Annotated in this window: 11 protein-coding genes; 10 read left to right on the top strand and 1 reads right to left on the bottom strand. The window is 72.0% G+C overall.

Annotation, left to right across the window (positions count from 1 at the left end; all coding sequences use genetic code 11):
* From ABZ809_RS22870 to ABZ809_RS22825, 10 genes are all read left to right on the top strand, one after another.
* Positions 1-2,500 (top strand): heavy metal translocating P-type ATPase (locus ABZ809_RS22870; protein WP_357564609.1); only part of this gene is annotated, 2,500 nt, incomplete at its 5' end.
* A gap of 54 nt (positions 2,501-2,554) precedes the next feature.
* Positions 2,555-3,403 carry an alpha/beta hydrolase gene (locus ABZ809_RS22865; protein ID WP_357564608.1) on the top strand — a complete coding sequence of 283 codons (849 nt, stop codon included), beginning with the start codon at positions 2,555-2,557 and terminating at the stop codon, positions 3,401-3,403.
* A 105-nt stretch (positions 3,404-3,508) separates the two neighbouring features.
* Positions 3,509-4,384, top strand: coding sequence for a TauD/TfdA family dioxygenase (locus tag ABZ809_RS22860; protein ID WP_357564607.1), 876 nt, complete (start codon positions 3,509-3,511; stop codon positions 4,382-4,384).
* 92 nt (positions 4,385-4,476) lie between these two features.
* On the top strand, positions 4,477-4,713 hold the full coding sequence (locus ABZ809_RS22855; protein ID WP_357564606.1) for a phosphopantetheine-binding protein: 237 nt from the start codon (positions 4,477-4,479) through the stop codon (positions 4,711-4,713).
* Positions 4,706-8,533, top strand: a complete 3,828-nt coding sequence (locus tag ABZ809_RS22850; protein WP_357564605.1) for an amino acid adenylation domain-containing protein — start codon at positions 4,706-4,708, stop codon at positions 8,531-8,533. Before ABZ809_RS22855 ends, ABZ809_RS22850 begins: the two co-directional genes overlap by 8 nt.
* Positions 8,530-10,023, top strand: a complete 1,494-nt coding sequence (locus ABZ809_RS22845) for an MFS transporter (RefSeq protein WP_357564604.1) — start codon at positions 8,530-8,532, stop codon at positions 10,021-10,023. The genes ABZ809_RS22850 and ABZ809_RS22845 overlap by 4 nt, the downstream gene beginning before the upstream one ends.
* Positions 10,020-11,048, top strand: coding sequence for an ABC transporter substrate-binding protein (locus tag ABZ809_RS22840; RefSeq protein ID WP_357564603.1), 1,029 nt, complete (start codon positions 10,020-10,022; stop codon positions 11,046-11,048). Before ABZ809_RS22845 ends, ABZ809_RS22840 begins: the two co-directional genes overlap by 4 nt.
* A 14-nt stretch (positions 11,049-11,062) precedes the next feature.
* Complete coding sequence (locus ABZ809_RS22835) at positions 11,063-12,154, top strand: iron ABC transporter permease (RefSeq protein WP_357564602.1); 1,092 nt, start codon at positions 11,063-11,065, stop codon at positions 12,152-12,154.
* A complete protein-coding gene (locus ABZ809_RS22830) occupies positions 12,151-12,930 on the top strand; it encodes an ABC transporter ATP-binding protein (protein ID WP_357564601.1) in 780 nt (259 codons plus the stop codon). Before ABZ809_RS22835 ends, ABZ809_RS22830 begins: the two co-directional genes overlap by 4 nt.
* Positions 12,931-13,709: 779 nt before the next feature.
* Positions 13,710-14,906 (top strand): histidine kinase, encoded by a 1,197-nt coding sequence (locus ABZ809_RS22825; protein WP_357564600.1) that lies wholly within the window; start codon positions 13,710-13,712, stop codon positions 14,904-14,906.
* Here the strand turns inward: ABZ809_RS22825 and ABZ809_RS22820 are convergent.
* A complete protein-coding gene (locus ABZ809_RS22820) occupies positions 14,802-15,407 on the bottom strand; it encodes a response regulator transcription factor (RefSeq protein ID WP_357564618.1) in 606 nt (201 codons plus the stop codon). The two genes, ABZ809_RS22825 and ABZ809_RS22820, sit on opposite strands and share 105 nt — an antisense overlap.
* Positions 15,408-15,454 lie beyond the last annotated feature (47 nt).

The raw sequence follows: 15,454 nt of genomic DNA, 5'->3' as shown, positions 1-15,454 counted from the left end.
CGCGGCGTGTGCCGCGCGCATCGAGAAGCGCCTCAACGACATCGACGGGGTGGAAGCGACAGTCAACTACGCCACGGAGAAGGCGAAGGTACTGGCCGCGCCGGAGGTCTCGGAGGCGACGGTGATCGCCGCCGTCGAGGAGATCGGCTTCACGGCCCGCCCGGTGCAGCCGCGTACGGTCCGGGCTGAGGGCCATCTGGAGTTGTTGATCGGCGGCATGACGTGCGCGGCGTGTGCCGCGCGCATCGAGAAGCGCCTCAACGACATCGACGGGGTGGAAGCGACAGTCAACTACGCCACGGAGAAGGCGAAGGTACTGGTCCCGCCGCAGGTCTCGCAGGCGACGGTGATCGCCGCCGTCGAGGAGATCGGCTTCACGGCCCGGCCGGTGCAGCCGCCCGCGGCACCGGCGGCAGACGCGGTCGACCCGGCGGACACGGAGGAGGCCGAGCACGACCGTGAGCTGCGGGCGGCCCGGCACCGGCTCTGGGTCGTCGCCGTGCTGGCCATCCCCGTCATCGCGATGTCGATGTTCTCCCAGCTCCAGTTCGAGTACTGGCAGTGGGCCTGCCTGACGCTGACCGCGCCGGTCGTGGTGTGGGGGGCGTGGCCGTTCCACCGCGCTGCCTTCGCCAACCTCCGGCACGCCGCCGCCTCGATGGACACGCTGGTCTCGGTGGGCACGCTCGCCGCGTTCGCGTGGTCGCTGTACACGCTGTTCCTCGGCACCGCAGGCATCCCCGGCATGCGGCACCCGTTCCGGATCACCCTGGAGCGGACGCCCGGCGAGGGCAACATGTACCTGGAGGTAGCCGCGGGCGTCACGCTGTTCATCCTCTGCGGCCGGTACTTCGAGGCCCGCGCCAAGCGCCGCTCCGGCGCCGCGCTGCGGGCGCTGCTGTCGCTGGGCGCCAAGGACGTGACCGTGCTCCGCGACGGCGCCGAGACGCTGGTGCCGATCACGGCGCTCGCGGTCGGCGACCGGTTCCTCGTGCGACCGGGGGAGAAGGTGGCGACCGACGGCGTCGTGGAGGAGGGCTCCTCCGCGGTCGACGCGAGCATGCTGACCGGCGAGTCCGTGCCCGTCGAGGTGGGGCCGGGTGACGAGGTCGTCGGCGCGACGGTGAACGCCGGCGGGCGGCTCGTCGTCCGCGCCACGAAGGTGGGCGGCGAGACGCAGCTCGCGCAGATGGCCAGGCTCGTCGAGGACGCGCAGACCGGCAAGGCCGCCGTCCAGCGGCTCGCCGACCAGGTGTCGGCGGTGTTCGTGCCCGGTGTGATCGCGCTGTCGCTCGCCACGCTGGGCTACTGGCTCGGCTCCGACCAGCCGGCGGCGGCGGCGTTCACCGCGGCGGTCGCCGTCCTCATCATCGCCTGCCCGTGTGCGCTGGGACTGGCGACGCCGACCGCGCTGCTCGTCGGCACCGGCCGGGGCGCGCAGCTCGGCATCCTCATCAAGGGCCCGCAGGTGCTGGAGTCCACGAGGACCGTCGACACCGTCGTGCTCGACAAGACCGGCACGGTCACCACGGGCGAGATGTCCGTCGTGGAGGTCGTGCCCGCCGACGGGGTGACCGACACCCAGCTCCTGCGGCTCGCGGGCGCGCTGGAGACCGCGTCGGAGCACCCCATCGCCCGGGCCGTCGTGGCGGGGGCGAGGGAACGGTGCGGCGACCTGCCCGCGGTCGCGGACTTCGCCAGCGAGGCCGGTGTCGGCGTACGCGGCACCGTGGACGGGCACGAGGTCATCGTCGGCCGGGCGTCGCTGCTCGGCTCGTGGGCGGCCGACCTGCCCCCGGCGCTCACCGCGGCCAGGGCGGCGGCCGACGAGGCCGGCCGCACCTCGGTCATGGTCGGGTGGGACGGTGCCGTACGGGGCATGCTCGTCGTGTCCGACCGGGTGAAGCCCACCAGCGCCGCGGCGGTCGCGCAGTTCCGGCGACTGGGCCTGCACCCGATCCTGCTGACCGGTGACAACCCGGCGGTCGCGCGGACCATCGCGGCGGAGGTGGGCATCGACGACGTGGTCGCCGACGTGCTCCCCGCCGGAAAGGTCGACCTCGTCAAGCGGCTCCAGGCCGACGGCAAGGTCGTCGCGATGGTCGGCGACGGCGTCAACGACGCCGCCGCGCTCGCCCAGGCCGACCTGGGCATCGCGATGGGCACCGGCAGCGACGTGGCGATCGAGTCGGGCGACCTGACCGTGGTACGCGGCGACCTGCGGGTGGTCGCGGACGCGATCCGACTGTCCCGCCGCACCCTCGGCACGATCAAGGGCAACCTGTTCTGGGCCTTCGCGTACAACGTCGCGGCCATCCCGCTCGCGGCCAGCGGCCTGCTCAACCCGATGCTGGCGGGCCTGATCATGGCCGGCAGCTCGGTGTTCGTGGTGTCGAACAGCCTGCGCCTGCGGCGGTTCAAGGCGCTCGCGGGCAACGAGCTGCCGGACCGGGTGGACACGACCGGGGCGTCCCGCACGCCGATGGTCACCGCTTCCTGACGCGTCCACGTGCCGGGGCGGCCACGTCCGCACGGAAAGAAACGGAGCCGCACCATGGCCGAGGCGAGCCGACTCGCGGAGGACCCCCAGCTCCTCCTGCTGCACGCGGCAGGTCTCGGCCGGGCGAGCTGGGACGCCGTCGTCGAACGCATCCCCGGGTTCGCCCGGACCGTCGCGATCGACCTGCCCGGCCACGGCGGCGTGCCGGGGCTCGCGTACGACCGTGACGTCGTGCCCCGGCTCGCCGAGTACGTCGCGGAGCGGATCGCGGTGCTGGGACTGCGCCGGCCGCACGTGGTCGGGCACTCGCTCGGCGGCGTGATCGCGCTGGAACTGGCGCGTCGCGTGCCCGTCTCGGCGGTGACCGCCCTGTGCGCCATCGGGTTCCGGGCGGCCTGCCAGGCCTCGATGTGCGTGGTGCGGACCCACGCGGTCGTCCGGGTCACCGCCACGATGGGGCCCCGGGCGCGCGGGCGGCTGCTCGCCCGGGGGCTCGTCCGCAGGCTCGTCATGGGCAGCGTGTCGGCGCGGCCCGCCGCCCTCCAGGCGGAGGTGGTCGCCGCCGACATGACGTCGATGATCTCCAGCGACCTGCCCACCCTGTGCCGGTACGCGCGCCGTTACTCGGTCCGGGCCGTCGAGGCCGACGACACGACGCCGGTGAACCTCGTCTGGGCCGACCAGGACCGCGTCGTGCCACTGCGCGACGCGGTCCGGGCCCGGCAGGTGCTGCCGAGGGCGCAGCACTTCGTGATTCCCGGTAGCGGCCACTTCGTCGTCCGCGACGACCCGGAGGGCGCCGCGGCCGTAATCCACGCCTGCCACGCCCAACTGCTGTGGCAACGGCAGGCCGACCGTCGCAGAGGAGCCCGCGGAAATGTGAATCCACGGCGTGGTAATTGAGCTGGCAATTCGGCCCCGTGTAGCTGTCGGGGCGGGAACTCTTGTCCGACCGGACGCGACTACCAAGGTGCTGGGCTTCCGGCGCCACCGCTCAGAGGAGTGCGAATGAAAATCACCCCGCAGGCTGGAAAGAAGTTCGGCGTCATCGTGGAGGGTTTCGACGCGGAAACCGCCTCGGCAGAGGACATCGTCGAACTCAAGAAGGCCATCTACACGAACAAGATCGCCGTGCTGAAGAACCAGGACCTGTCGCCACAGGAGTTCCTGGCCCTCGGCGAGCGGCTGGGCCGGGTCGCGGAGTACTACGAGCCGGTCTACCACCACCCCGAGGTCAAGGAGGTGTTCGTCTCCTCCAACGTGAAGGAGGAGGACGGGCGCCAGGTCGGGGTGCCGAAGACCGGCAAGTTCTGGCACTCGGACTACCAGTTCATGCCGCGCCCCTTCGACATCACCCTGATCTACCCGCAGGTCGTGCCGTCGAAGAACCGCGGCACGTACTTCATCAACCTGGCGACGGCGTACGAGGGGCTCTCCGAGGAGCTGAAGCTGGCCGTCAAGGGCACCACGGCGACGCACACCGTGCTGCGGTACTTCAAGATCCGGCCCAGCGACGTCTACCGGCCGATCTCGGAGCTGATCGAGGAGGTCAACGGGAAGACCCCGCCGGTGACCAGCTCGACCACGTTCACCCACCCGCACACCGGCGAGACCGTGCTCTACATCAGCGAGGGCTTCACCTCGTCGGTGCAGGACGCCGAGGGCAACGAGCAGCCGGAGCTGCTGAGGGAGCTGCTGGCGGCCACGGGTCAGCTCGACCAGACCCACCAGCACGAGAACATCCACCTCCAGACGTTCGAGAAGGGCGACATGCTCCTCTGGGACAACCGCACCCTGGTCCACCGTGCGCTGCACACCACGACGCCCGAGCCCGCGGTGTCGTACCGGGTCACCGTCTACGACGACGTCGAGCCGGCGGCCTAGTCCTTGATGGACGTGCGTTCCGAGGTGGGATCCGGCGGCGTCGGTCGCCGGATCCCACCGATGTCCACAGCAACGAGGTGGGAAGGCAGGACGTGGCAGATCAGTTGACGGCGACGACGATCAGAACGGACGTCGCGGAGTTGCTCTACCGCCACCCGGACGAGACGTCCGACGACGAGAACCTGTTCGACAGCGGCCTGGACTCCATGCGGCTGATGATGCTCATCGAGCGGTGGCGCGAGGCCGGCGTCGAGGTCAGCTTCGTCGAGCTGGCCGAGCGGCCGACGTTGGGCCACTGGATGAAGCTGCTGGCGGGCCGCGATGGGTGATGGGGCGCTGCGGTTGGGCGCCGCGCAGGAGGGGATCTGGACCGGTCAGCAGTTCGACCTGGACAGCTCCGCCTACAACACGGCCGAGTACGTGGAGATCCACGGCCCGGTCGACCTGCGGTTGCTGGAGGCGGCGGTGCGCCGGGCGGTCGGCGAGGCCGAGGCGCTGAACATGGTGTTCGAGGAGGACGCCGACGGGCGCCCGTGGCAACGCCCCCGCGCCGACGGGTCGTGGTCGGTGCACCGGGTCGACACCAGCGCGGAGGCGGATCCGCTCGCCGCCGCGCTGGCCTGGATGCGCGCGGATCTCGCGGTCTCCGTCGACCTGCGCAAGGAACTGCCGTTCTGCCAGGCGATCTTCCGGCTCGGCCCCGAGCACGTCCTCTGGTACCAGCGCGTCCACCACATCGCGCTGGACGGGTACGGGCTGGCCCTCGTCGCCCGCCGGGTGGCCGACCTCTACACGGCGCTCGCCGAGGGGCGGGAACCGCCGCCCCGCGCGTTCGGATCCCTGTCCGCCGTCGTCGACGAGGACCGGGCCTACGCGGAGTCGGACGCGTACGCCGCGGCGCGCGCGCACTGGACGTCGCGGGCGGAGGGCAGGCCGGCGCCGGTCGTGCTCGCCCGCCGCTCGGGCAAGCTGGCCCGGACGGTGCACCGGGTCGGCGAGGACCTCGACGCCGCCGCCGTCGCCGCGTTGAAGGCGGTCGCGAAGGCCACCGGGACCACCTGGACCGAGGCGGTCATCGCGGGCTTCGCGGCCTACCTGCACCGGATGACCGGCGCGGACGAGATCACCCTCGCGCTGCCCGTCATGTCCCGGATCGGCTCGGTGTCGCTGCGGGTGCCGTGCATGGTGACGAACGTCGTGCCGCTGTGGGTGCGCGCCGAGCCCGCCGACACGCTGGCGGGCCTCGCCGCGCAGGTCGCCGCCGAGGTGCGTTCCGCGCGCCCGCACCTGCGCTACCGCTACGAGCAGCTGCGCCGCGACCTCCGGCTGGTCGCCAGCGAACGCAAGCTGTTCGGGCCGTCGGTCAACATCATGCCGTTCGACTACGGGCTGCGCTTCGCCGGGCACCGGGGCCTGGCGCACAACGTCGGCGCCGGCCTCGTCGAGGACCTCGTCGTCCATGTGTACGACCACGCGGACGGCAGCGGCCTGCGGGTCGTGCTCGACGCCAACCCCAACTGCTACGACGCCGACGAGCTGGCCGGCCACCTGGACCGGTTCCTGGCCTTCCTGCGCCGGGCCACCGACGCCCCCGACCTGCCCGTCGGGGAGGTCGACCTGCTCCTGGACGGCGAGCGCCGACTGCTGCTCCAGGAGTGGAACGACACGACGAAGCCCCTGCCGGCGGTTACCGTACCCGCGCTGTTCGCCGCGCAGGCCGCCGCGACGCCGGAGCGTACGGCGCTGGTGGCCGGCGACGCCACGCTGACCTTCGCCGAACTCGACCGCCGCGCCGACCGGCTGGCCAGCCTGCTCGTCGCCCGGGGAGCGGGCCCCGACCGCTACGTCGGGCTGCTGTTACCGCGCACCTCCGAGGCGATCGTGGCGCTGCTCGCCGTGCTCAAGGCCGGCGCCGCGTACGTGCCGGTCGACCCGGACCTGCCGGCCCGACGGGTCGCGGCGATGCTCGCCGACAGCGCACCCGTCGTGCTGGTCAGCACGGCGGCGTTGTGGGCCGACCACCGCTCGGTCGAGATCCCCGCCCTGCTGGTGGACGCCCCCGGGACCGCCGCCGAACTGGCCGGGGCGACCGTCCCCGTACCGGAGACCGGTCTCGCGCCGGAGCACGCGGCCTGCCTCATCTACACCTCCGGCTCCACGGGCGTGCCCAAGGGCGTCGTGGTGGAGCACCGCGGCCTGGTCAACCTCTTCCAGCACCACCGCGACACGATGATCCGGCCGGCGGCCGGCGGCAGGACCCGCCGGGCCGCGCTGACCGCGTCGCTGTCGTTCGACACGTCGTGGGAGGGCCTGCTGTGGCTGCTCGACGGCCACGAGCTGCACTTCGTCGACGACGACCGGCGGCGTGACCCGGCCGCGATGCTCGACTACGTCGCGCGGCACGAGATCGACTTCATGGACATCACGCCCACGTACGCCGAGGAACTGGTCGCGACCGGGTTCCTGGACGCCGGCCGGCACCGGCCCGCCGTGCTCGCGCTCGGCGGCGAGGCCACCGGGCCCGCGCTCTGGACGGCGCTGCGCGACGCCGGGATGACCGTCTACAACCTGTACGGCCCGACCGAGTGCACGGTCGACACCCTCTGGTGCCGGCTCGCGGAGAGCACCGACCCGATCGTGGGCCGGCCGCTCACCAACACCAGGGCGTACGTGCTGGACCCGGCGCGCCGGCTCGTGCCGCCCGGCACGGTGGGGGAGTTGTACTTCGCCGGCGCACCGGTCACCCGCGGCTACCACGACCGGCCGGAGCAGACCGCCGAGCGGTTCGTCGACGATCCGTTCGGCCCGCCGGGCGAGCGGATGTACCGCACCGGCGACCTCGCCCGCTGGCGACCCGACGGCACGCTGGAATTCCTCGGCCGCGCGGACGACCAGGTCAAGATCCGTGGCTTCCGTATCGAGCCGGGAGAGATCGAGGCGGTCCTGCTCGGGCATCCCGCGGTCGCCCAGGCCGCGGTGGTGCCCCGCGAGGACACCCCCGGCCAGCTCCGGCTCGTCGGCTACGTCGTACCGGCCGGCGACGCCGCGCCGGAGCCCGCCGAGCTGCGGCAGTTCGTGGCGCAGCGGCTGCCCGACTACATGGTGCCGCCCGCGTTCGTCATGCTGGGGGCGATCCCCCGGACCACGAACGGCAAGCTCGACCGCGCCGCGCTGCCCGCGCCGGACCTGGCCGCGACGACCGGTGGCCGCGCCCCCCGCGACCACCGCGAGACGGTGCTGTGCGGGTTCTTCGCCGACCTGCTCGGTCTGCCCGGGGTCGGCATCGACGACGACTTCTTCTCGCTCGGCGGCCACTCCCTGCTGGTGGCCCGGCTCATCGGGCGGGTCCGCGCGGAGTTCGGCGTGGAGATCGGCATCCGGACGGTGTTCGAGGCGCCGACCGTCGCCCGGCTCGCGCCGGCGCTCAGCACGGCCACCGGCGGTGGCTCGACGGAGGTGCTGCTCCCGTTGCGCACGTGGGGCAGCGGCCCGCCGCTGTTCTGCGTCGCGCCGGCCACCGGGCTGGCCTGGTCGTACGCCGCGCTGCTGGCGGCCGTCCCCGACCGCCCGGTGTACGGGCTCCAGTCGGTCGCCGCCGGGGAGTGCGCGAGCGTCGCCGAGTTGGCCGCCGACCACGTGCGGCGCATCCGCGAGATCCAGCCCGTCGGGCCCTACCACCTGCTCGGCGCCTCGTTCGGTGGCCTGGTGGCCCACGAGATGGCCACTCAGTTCGTGGCGGCCGGCCAGCCGGTCGCGCCGGTCACGCTGCTCGACTCGTTCCCCGTCCCGGCCGCCTGGCGGGACCTGCCGCCGCCCGGTGAGCACGACGCCGCCGCCGCGGTGCTCGGCCAGGCCGCGCTCGGCGGCCTCGACGAGGCGCAACGTCGCCTCGCGTACGACGCCTTCGTGCGCAACTCGCGGCTCATCGCCGGCTGGACGCCCCGGCGCCTCACCGGCGACGTGCTGGTGTTCGAGGCGACCGACGGCAAGACGCCCGACTGGCCCGGGCCGGAGAGCTGGGCGCCCCACGTCGACGGCCGGATCGACGTGCACCGGCTGGACTGCACCCACGACGGCATGCTCGCCGCCGGTCCCCTGGCGCGGGTCGGCGCCCTGATTCCTGTCGACGACCTTCGGAGGGCGGCATGAGCGAACGGCGTGAGTGGCTCGGACTGGGCGCGGTCCTCGCCGCGACGTTCATGACCCAGGTCGACGGGTTCGTCGTCAACGTCGCCAGCCCCTCCATCCAGCACGACCTCGGCGCGGGCTTCGACCAGATCCAGTTCGTCGGCGCGGCGTACGTGATCGCGTTCGGGGCGCTGATGGTCACGGGTGCGCGGCTCGGCGACCGCGTCGGGCACCGCACCGTGTTCCTCTGGGGCGTCGCCGGCTTCACGGTCACGTCGCTGCTGTGCGGCATCGCGTCGGACGCCGACCTGCTCATCGTGGCCCGGTTCCTCCAGGGCGCCACGGCGGCGTTCATGGCCCCCCAGGTGCTCGCGATCATCCGGGCCACGATGCAGGACCCGGACCGGCTGGCGAGAGCCATCAGCGTCTACGGCGTCGTGATCGGCCTCGGCGTGATCAGCGGCATCGCCGGCGGCGGTCTCATCGTCGAGGCCGACATCTTCGGCCTCGGCTGGCGGCCGGCGCTGCTCGTCAACGTGCCCGTCGGGATCGCGATCCTGGCGTTGGGCGGGATCCTGCCGCGTACCGTGCCGAAGGCGCCACACCGGCTGGACCTCGCGGGCGCGGCGCTCACCATCGTGGCGGCGCCGGCCCTGCTCGTGCCCCTGGTCTTCGGGCCGGAAGGCTCGGCGTGGCTGTGGCTCGGCGTGCCGCTCGCCCTCGTCCTGTCCGTCGTGCTGGTGCGCCAGCAGCGCCGCCTGCACCGCGCCGGGGGCGACCCGCTGTTCCCACCGCGGGTGGTCACCGCCCCCGGCATGCGGCTTTCCCTGCTCACGGTGCTGGCCCTGTTCGCCACGAACTCGGGGCTCTTCCTCGTGTTCACCTACTACCTGCAGACCGGGTTGCGGTTCACGCCGCTCACCGCGGCGCTGATGTTCGTGCCGCTCGGGATCGGCTTCTCGCTGGGCTCCGCGGCGAGCCGGCGGGTGGGCCGCCTGGTCCCGGTGCCGACGCCGGCCGTGGGCTGCGGCCTGCTCGCCGCGGTGCTGCTGACGGGTGCGGCGGTCGTGCAGGCACCGGAGTCCGCGCAGGCACCCATGCTCGTCGCGGTGGTCACGCTGGCCGGCTTCGGGCAGGGCCTGGTCGTCTCGCCCCTGGTGGCCGGGATCCTCGGCCGGGTCGTACCCGCCGACGCGGGCGCGGCGTCCGGCATGGCGACCACGGTCACGCAGTTCGGCCTCGCCCTCGGCGTCGCGGTCGCTGGGGTCTGCTACCGCACCGTGCTCGGCGCGACCCCGGGAGACCCCGGCGTGCCCTTCGCCGACCACGCGACGGCCTTCGCGGCCACGGCGCTCCTGCTCGCGGTCTCCGCGACGTGCGCCGGCCTGGTCAGTGTCCGTCTGCACCACCTGCCCGCGGCAGCGCCCGCGCCCGTGCCCGCGGCAGCGGAACCGGAAGGGGCGGCGGCGCCCACGCCCGTCGCCACGTCAACCGTTCGGAGGACCGGATGAATCGCAAGCGTTTGCCCCTCGCGGCTGCCGTCGCCGCGTTGCTTCTCTCGACGGCCTGCTCGGCGGCCACAAGCGAGGCCGAGCTGTCGAACGAGCCGCTCAAGGCGGGCTACCCGGTGACGATCACCAACTGCGGCAAGGAGTACACCTACAAGCAGGCACCGAGCCGGGTGGTCGTGATGAACGGCGGCTCGGTGGCGGAGGTCTCCGCGCTGCTGGAGCTCGGCCTCGCCGACCGCGTCGTCGCCAACGCGCAGTCCTACGGCGCCTCGGAGGTCGACGGCCGGGTCGACGCGATCAAGAAGCTGCCGACGGGCAACATCAAGCTCAACGACATGATGGACATCCCGCGCGAGGCCATGATCGGGCTGACGCCCGACTTCGTGATCTCCACCTACGACGGGGGCTTCCGCGCCGAGGCGGGCTTCGCCACCCGCGACGACCTGGCGGCGGTCGGGGCCAACACCTACGCCCCGAAGAGCTCGTGCGGCGAGGTCGGCAAGGTCACCGGCACGCCGACCATCGAGGACAGCTACGCGCTGCTGCGCGACCTGGGGAAGATCTTCGGCGTGCCGGAGCGCGCCGAGAAGATCATCGCGGACTCGCAGGCGCGCATCGCCGCCGTCGGCACGAAGACCGCCAGCCTGCCGAAGCAGAAGGTGATGCTGATCATCCCCGGGATGGCGATGGGCGGCGAGTTCAGCTCGGTCGGCGGCAACGGGATCTGGAACGACGTCATGGCCAAGGCGGGCGCGGCGAACGCCTTCGAGGGCGCCACGGACCAGATGTTCGCCAACCTCTCCCGGGAGCAGGTCGCCAAGGCCGACGTGGACGTCCTGCTCGTGGTGAACTACATGTCCAAGGACCCGGACTCCGACGCGCGCAAGCTGCTCGCCCAGTTCCCGCAGTGGGACGCGGCGAAGAACAACCGCTACGTCGTGCTGTCCGACTCGATCTACCTCGGCCCCAGCAACCACCTGGCGGTCGAGAAGATCGCGCAGGTCGCGCACCCCGGGGCGTTCTGACCGCCATGACCGCGATGTCACGTACTGTGAACGGCCGGGTGGCCGCCGCGCCGAAAAGCGCCGGCGCCCGCCCGGCCCCACTGCACGGCGCGCCCCTCCCGCTGTGCCTGCTCGTGCTCAGCGTGCTCCTTGTCGTCATGATCCTCGTCGCGGCGGCCGTCGGGTCGGTGGCGGTCTCCGTCGAGGACACCGGCCGGATCGTCTGGGCGCACCTGACCGGTGCGACCCCCGCCGTGGACCCGGCCCACGACCAGATCGTCTGGACCTTCCGGATCCCCCGGGTGCTGCTGGCCGCGCTGTGCGGCGCCGGGCTCGCGGTGGCAGGCGTCGTGTTGCAGGCCCTCGTGGCCAACCCGCTCGCCGACCCCTTCATCCTCGGGGTGTCGGCGGGCGGCTCGGTCGGTGCCGTCGCCGTGATGGCGCTGGGCGCGGGCACCCTCGGCGGCCTCGGCGTGTCGGGTGCCGCGTTCGTCGGCGCGATGCTCGCGGTGGCGCTGGTGTTCACCCTCGGGCAGCAACACGGCCGGCTCAATCCGGTCCGGCTCGTGCTCGCGGGGGTCGCGATCAGCTACGTGTTCACCTCCATCACGAGCCTGCTCCAGTTGCAGACGACGCCGAACAACATGCGCCAGATCATGTTCTGGCTGCTCGGCAGCGTCGCGGGCGCCCGCTGGGAACAACTCCAGGTCGCGGGTGTGGTCGTGCTCGCGGTGACCGTGCTGCTGACCCTGTACGCCCGGCAGTTCAACGCGCTCGTCACGGGCGACGAGTCGGCGACCGCCCTCGGGATCGACGTCAAGCGACTGCGGATCGTGGCGATCGTCCTGACGTCGTTGCTCGCGGGTGTGCTCATCGCGGTGGCCGGCGGCATCGGCTTCGTCGGGCTCATGGTGCCCCACCTGGTGCGGCTCGCGTTCGGCGTGGACCACCGCCGGGTGCTGCCTCTCGCGGCCCTCGTCGGGGCGGTCTACCTCGTGATCGTCGACCTTTTGTGCCGGACGGTCGACCCGCCGAACGAGCTGCCCCTCAACATCCTGACCGCACTCTTCGGCGCACCGTTCTTCATCTGGCTGATGCGCCGGGATAGGAGCCTGTCCCACTCATGAAGCTTCAGGTGCAGCAGGTGTGCGTCTCCATCGGCAGCACGCCGATCCTCCGGGACGTCAGCATGGACGTGGCGCCCGGCGAGGTCGTCGGACTGATCGGCCCCAACGGCAGCGGCAAGTCCACGCTCCTGCGGACCATCTACCGCTCGGTGCGACCCTCCGGCGGTCAGGTGCTGCTCGGCGACGAGGACGTCTGGGCACTGTCGGCACGGGCGGCCGCGCGGCGGACCGCCGCCGTGTTGCAGAACAGCCCCACGCCGCCGGGGCTGACCGTGCGGGAGGTCGCCGCGCTGGGCAGGACGCCGCACAAGGGAGTGTTCGCCCGCGAGAGCGCCACGGACCACGAGATCGTCGACGACGCGCTGGAGCGCACCGCGATGCTGGGGCACGCGGACCGGATCTACGGGTCGCTCTCCGGCGGGGAGAAGCAGCGGGTGCTGCTGGCCCGGGCGCTCGCCCAGCAGCCGCAGCTCCTGGTGCTCGACGAGCCCACCAACCACCTGGACATCCGGGCCCGCTTCGAGCTGCTGGAGCTGGTCCACACGCTGGCCGTCACCACCCTGGCGGTGCTGCACGACCTGGACCTCGCGGTGCGCAGCTGCGACCGGCTGTTCGTGCTGGACCGCGGGCAGGTGGTCGCCTCGGGGCCGGTGCTGGAGGCACTCACGCCCCAGGTGCTCTCCGAGGTCTTCGGAGTCACGGCCGAGACGGAGCGCCACGACGACGGCGTCGTCCGCGTCACGTACGGGGCCCGCCCCCTGGCCAGAGCAACCTGACCCCCCCGTCCCCCCCCCGCCCCGCACGCATGTCGCGCCGATCTTGCACTTTGAGCCCGGCTATTCAGCAGCAAAGCGCACATTTAGGGGGCATGAAGTGCAAGATCGCGGGTGCGGGTGCGGGTGCGGGTGCGGGTGCGGGTGCGGGTGCGGGTGGGGGTGCGGGTGGGGTGCGCCGGGCCTTGTGTCGGGGCTGGAAGTCTTCCCCTGTTGACCGGCGGCGGGGCGTCCGGTGGCCTCCCTCGGGTGGCCGTCGGGCCGGCGCCAAATGTCCCTACTAGAGGATATGACGCGACGGCGCCAAATGTTCCCTACCAACGGCTAGGACCCCATTCGCGCTGCGCCTGGTCTGGAAGACAGCTTGACGATCGTCATTTTTATATGGAAGGGTCGAACCGCAAGGGGGAGGGTGCCGGTCGAGGCGCTTCGCAATTCGTGGTCGGAAATCGGTTCGAATGCGTTAACCTCGCGTAACAAACTCTGTGGGTTTCGGCGCCGTCCAGGTCGATCGCCGCACCGGGCTTGACGCGGGTTCGCCAGGGCCGATCCGGTCATGGGTCGATCACTGGGGAGAGTGCGTGGTGGTTTTTGGATCGGCGTCGGGGGCCGGGTATCGCAGCCGACGGGGGGCCGGTCGAGCCAGGTGCGGGGCCGGGCAGCCGTTGGACGTACGCCGGTCGCGCTAGCGGAACAAGAGCGCTGCTGCCGTGAACTTCTCTGTCACACCAGGGCGCTCGTCATCGCAGGGGGTGGCGCCACTGCCGGCGCCGCGTCTCGCGATGGGCGTCGTAACCGCCGTCTTTGCCAGCATCAGTCTCATCGGCTTTCTCCACGTCATGTTCCTGCCGGTGGGGCCGGTCGCCATCGCGCTGTCGTTCACCTGCATCGCCGTCCTCATGGCCATGCAGTTGCTGTGGTATGGCCGGGACAACGGCCGTCTCCGCTCGCCGCTGGGCTACGGCGTCCTCGCCATCCAGGCGGCACTGGTCTACCTGCCGATCCTCATCTTCGGCCAGGCCTGGGTCGGCATGCCCGGCTTCCTGGCCGGCAGCGTGCTGCTCGTGCTGCCGACGGTCGCGGCGTGGGTGACCTTCTCGCTCGTCGTGCTGTCGATGGCCGTCGCCCAGTGGCTCTTCACCCAGGCGCCGGTCGACATGCTCTACACCTCGATCTCCACCGTCACGACGGGGCTGGTGGTGTACGGGCTGTCCCGGCTCACGGCACTCGTCGTGGAGGTGCAGGAGAGTCGCGCGGAGATCGCGCGGATGGCCGTGCTGCGGGAGCGGCTGCGGTTCGCGCGCGACCTGCACGACCTGCTCGGCTACAGCCTCTCGGCGATCTCGCTCAAGATCGAGCTGGTGCACCGGCTGATGGAGAAGTCGCCGCAGGAGGCGAGCGACCAACTGCTGGAGATCCTTGAGATATCCCGGGTGGCGCTCTCCGACGCGCGGACGGTGGCCAGCGGCTACCGCGAGTTGTCGCTGGAGGAGGAGTGCCGGTCCGCGGTGTCGGTGCTGTCCGCCGCCGACATCCAGGTGCAGCTCGACAGCGACCACCTGGACCTGCCGGTCCAGGTCAGCACGGTGCTCGCGACGGTGCTGCGGGAGGGCGTGACGAACATCCTGCGGCACAGCAAGGCGAAGCGCTGCGAGATCACCATCCGGCAGACGCAGGACCATGCCTGGATCGAGATCGTGAACGACGACCTGGCGGTCCGGGCGCGCAACGAGCCCAGCAGCGGTCGCAACGGGCTGCGCAACCTGTCCGTCCGCGCCCGGGAGATCGGTGGCGCGGTGACGGTCGAGCAGCAGCCGGAGCTGTTCCGGCTGCGCGCCGAGGTGCCGCTGCGCCTGGAGCGCGCGGTGCCCCGGTCACAGCCAGCCGGCCTCCCTGGCGACCCGGATGGCGTCGACGCGGTTGCGCGCGGAGAGCTTGTTGACGATCGTGGTCAGGTAGTTGCGGACGGTACCGACTGACAGGAACATCTGCGCCGCGATGTCGACGGCCTGGAGCCCCTCCGCGGTGAGGCGGAGGACTTCGGTCTCGCGTGCGGTGAGTGGACACTCGGCGCTGTCCCAGGCGGACATCGCGAGCTGACTGTCGACAACCCGACGGCCGGCGGCGACGCTGCGGATCGCCTCGACAAGTTGCTCGGTCGGGGCGTCCTTGAGCAGGAAGCCGGTCGCCTTGGCGGACAACGCCCGGCGGAGGGTGCCGGGCCTGCCGAGCGCGGTCAGGACCAGGGTGCGGATCTCCGGCAGGTGGGCCTGGATGTCGCCGATGGCGGCGAGCCCGTCCTTGCCCGGCAGGTCGATGTCGATCACGGCGACGTCGGGGCGGAACCGCTGTGCCGCGGGGAGGATCTCGGTGCCGGAAGCCACCGCGGCGACGACCTCGATGTCGGGCTCCAGGTTGAGTAACGCGACCAGGGCATCCCTGACCATGTGCATGTCCTCGGCCAATAACACCTTGATCAACTTGGCATCCCCCGTCGGGCCGGCGCGATTCACCCGTTCTACCACGC

Origin of the sequence: Micromonospora sp. NPDC047074, from assembly GCF_040643815.1 — a bacterium.
GTDB lineage: Bacteria > Actinomycetota > Actinomycetes > Mycobacteriales > Micromonosporaceae > Micromonospora.
Note: the sequence above shows the minus strand (reverse complement) of the source record. Positions and strands in the feature narration are given on the sequence as shown.